Here is a 3,069-nt window from a genome sequence, read left to right as displayed (position 1 = left end):
CCGGAACGCTGACCGAAAACCGCATGACAATTGCAGAACTGAGAACGCTCGATGGCAAACTGTTTCGCCTGCTGAACAACTCAAACACAGATATGCCCGCGGCATTTGGTGAGTTGGTTGAGATCGGCGTGCTTGCCAGTGCCGAGATTCCCTTTGATCCGATGGAAAGGGCATTTCACAAACTCGCACAGGAGCGATTGCCCAAGCGCGCAGACAGCACTAATCGGAAGCTGGCCCGCGCCTATGGGTTACGCCCTGAACTGTTGGCAATGTCGAATGCCTGGCAATCGTCAGCTGGAGGAGGCGACTGCATGATTGCCGCCAAAGGTTCGCCGGAGGCCATCGCGGCACTGTGCCGTCTACCTGCGGATCGTGTCGATTCGGTCAAGGATGTTGTGGACGCCATGGCAACAGAAGGACTGCGCGTCCTAGGCGTTGCGCGTTCCAGCCATGCTGGCGATCAACTGCCGGACAAGCAGACTGGTTTCGATTTCGAATTCATGGGCCTGGTCGGACTTGCCGATCCCCTGCGTTCAGGGGTTCCGGACGCGGTGAGCAATTGCCGCTCCGCCGGAATTAGAGTGATCATGATTACCGGGGACTATCCCGCGACCGCAACAGCAATCGCCAGGCAGGCTGGGCTCGATTTCAACGATGTCGTCACCGGTGAAGAGCTCAAGACACTGGATGACGCAGCCCTGTCGGCGCGGGTGAAAACCGCGGCGGTGTTCGCGCGGATCATGCCCGAGCAGAAATTGGCAATCGTCAGAGCCTTGAAGGCCAACGGCGAGATTGTCGCCATGACGGGAGACGGCGTCAACGATGCTCCGTCGCTGAAAGCCGCAAACATTGGCATTGCCATGGGCGGTCGCGGCACGGATGTCGCGCGCGAGGCGTCGTCCATCGTCCTCCTCGACGACGACTTCGGGTCGATAGTCAAAGCCATCCGGCTGGGCCGCCGCATCTACGACAACTTGCGCAAGGCAATGGGCTTCATTCTCGCTGTGCACGTGCCGATCGCCGGGCTGGCCCTGCTTCCGTTGCTGTTTGGGCTTCCTATCCTGTTCGGGCCAATTCACATTGCCTTTCTGGAGATGGTGATCGATCCGGTCTGCTCATTGGTCTTTGAAGCAGAAACAGAGGAAGACGACACGATGAGGCGTCCGCCGCGGGATCCGGATGCTGCGCTCTTTTCGCGCTCGCTGATCGCGTGGAGCGTTGTGCAGGGCCTGCTGGCATTCGCGCTTGTCGCTAGCATCTTCCTCTTCGCCTTGCACTGGGGAATGCCGGAAAACGAGATTCGAGCCCTGACGTTCTTCTCGCTGGTGCTGACGATCGTTGGGCTGATCTTCGTCAACCGTACGTTCAGCGAGTTGCTGCTGACTGCTCTTTTCCGGCCAAATCGATCGCTTGCTTTTGTCGTCGTTGTAGTTGCAGCGGCGCTGGGTGGGACGCTTCTTTGGCCGCTCGCGAGTGATCTCTTCCAGTTCGGACCGCTGCACCGGGACGACCTCGCAGTGACGCTTGCGGCCGGGTTGGCAGTGCTGGTCTGCCTTGAGTACCTGAAGCATTTCTGGCGGGAGCGGCTGAAAACCTGATCACTAACGCAAGTCTGACCGTGGTTCTGACCAGCGCGAACGCCCAGCTTGGGTAGTGCGTGCAGCGACGGTCAGGCCGAGCAGTGATAAACCGAAAGGCGAACAATGCGTTGGTGCCATGTCTGAGGCAATCCGCAGGCTTTCGCAAAATGAGCAACGGAGCCAAATCAGATGACCGAACATTCGGCGACATCAGTCAACACCAAACAGTTGTCCGAACAGGAGTTGCGCGACATTGACGCCTATTGGCGAGCTGCGAACTACCTGACGATTGGCCAGATCTACCTGCTCGACAATCCGCTGCTGCGCGAACCGTTGCGGCTGGAACACGTCAAGCCGCGTCTCCTCGGACACTGGGGAACGTCGCCCGGCCTAAGCTTCATCTATGCGCACCTCAATCGCGCGATCCGGCTCAGGGACGCAAATGTGATCTATGTCTGCGGCCCCGGCCATGGTGGCCCGGCTATGGTGGCGAATACCTATCTGGAGGGCACCTACAGCGAGCTCAATCCCGACATTGCGATGGACGAGCAGGGCATGCGCAAGCTGTTCCGGCAATTTTCGCTTCCCGGCGGTATCCCGAGCCATGCAGCGCCGGATGTGCCCGGCTCGATCCATGAGGGCGGCGAGTTGGGCTATTCGCTTTCGCATGCCTATGGCGCGGCCTTTGACAATCCGGATCTCGTGGTCGCCTGCATCGTCGGTGACGGCGAGGCTGAAACGGGGCCACTGGCAGCCGCGTGGCATTCCAACAAATTCCTCAACCCCGCGCGCGACGGGGCGGTGCTGCCGATCCTGCATCTGAACGGCTACAAGATCGCCAATCCAACCATTCTGGCCCGCATTCCCGAAGACGAATTGCGCGCGCTGTTTGCCGGCTACGGCTATGAGCCGCTGTTCGTGGAAGGCCACGAACCTGCCCTGATGCATGAGCGCATGGCGAGCGTCCTCGACGATGCGCTAGACCGCATCCGCGCGATCCAGCAAGCCGTGCGCGCTGGCTCGGCGTCGCCGACGTCGCGACCAACATGGCCGATGATCGTGCTGCGCAGCCCCAAGGGCTGGACGGGACCGAAAGAGGTCGACGGTCTGAAGACAGAGGGCTTCTGGCGCTCGCACCAGGTTCCCTTGTCAGGCCTTGCGGAAAACCCCGCCCATCTCAAGCTGCTCGAGGAGTGGCTGAAAAGCTACCGGCCCGAGGAACTGTTCGACGCCGCCGGCGCTCCTGTCGCCGCGATTCGTGCCACGGCACCCCAGGCGACACGGCGCATGAGCGCCAACTCGCATGCCAATGGCGGCCTGCTACGCAGGTCTCTCGAACTGCCCGGGTTGCATGACCACGCCATTGCGGTAGAGCGCCCGGGCGGCGTCAAAGCCGAGTCGACGCGGGTCATGGGCAGTCTCCTGCGTGATGTCATGCAGTTAAACGAGGCCTCGAAAAACTTCCGGATCGTCGGCCCGGACGAGACTG

The 3,069-nt window shown here is 60.8% G+C and carries 2 protein-coding genes; both read left to right on the top strand.

Annotation, left to right across the window (positions count from 1 at the left end):
* A partial coding sequence (locus EN932_RS32535; protein WP_164890743.1) for a cation-translocating P-type ATPase occupies nucleotides 1-1,598 on the top strand: 1,598 nt, incomplete at its 5' end.
* A gap of 171 nt (nucleotides 1,599-1,769) precedes the next feature.
* On the top strand, nucleotides 1,770-3,069 hold a 1,300-nt coding region (locus EN932_RS32530; RefSeq protein ID WP_164890742.1), incomplete at its 3' end, for a phosphoketolase family protein.

It is taken from the genome of Mesorhizobium sp. M7A.F.Ca.US.002.01.1.1 (genome assembly GCF_004022955.1).
GTDB classification, from domain to species: domain Bacteria; phylum Pseudomonadota; class Alphaproteobacteria; order Rhizobiales; family Rhizobiaceae; genus Mesorhizobium; species Mesorhizobium ciceri.
The sequence above is the reverse complement of the archived record's forward strand: the minus strand, read 5'-3'. Positions and strand labels throughout refer to the sequence as shown.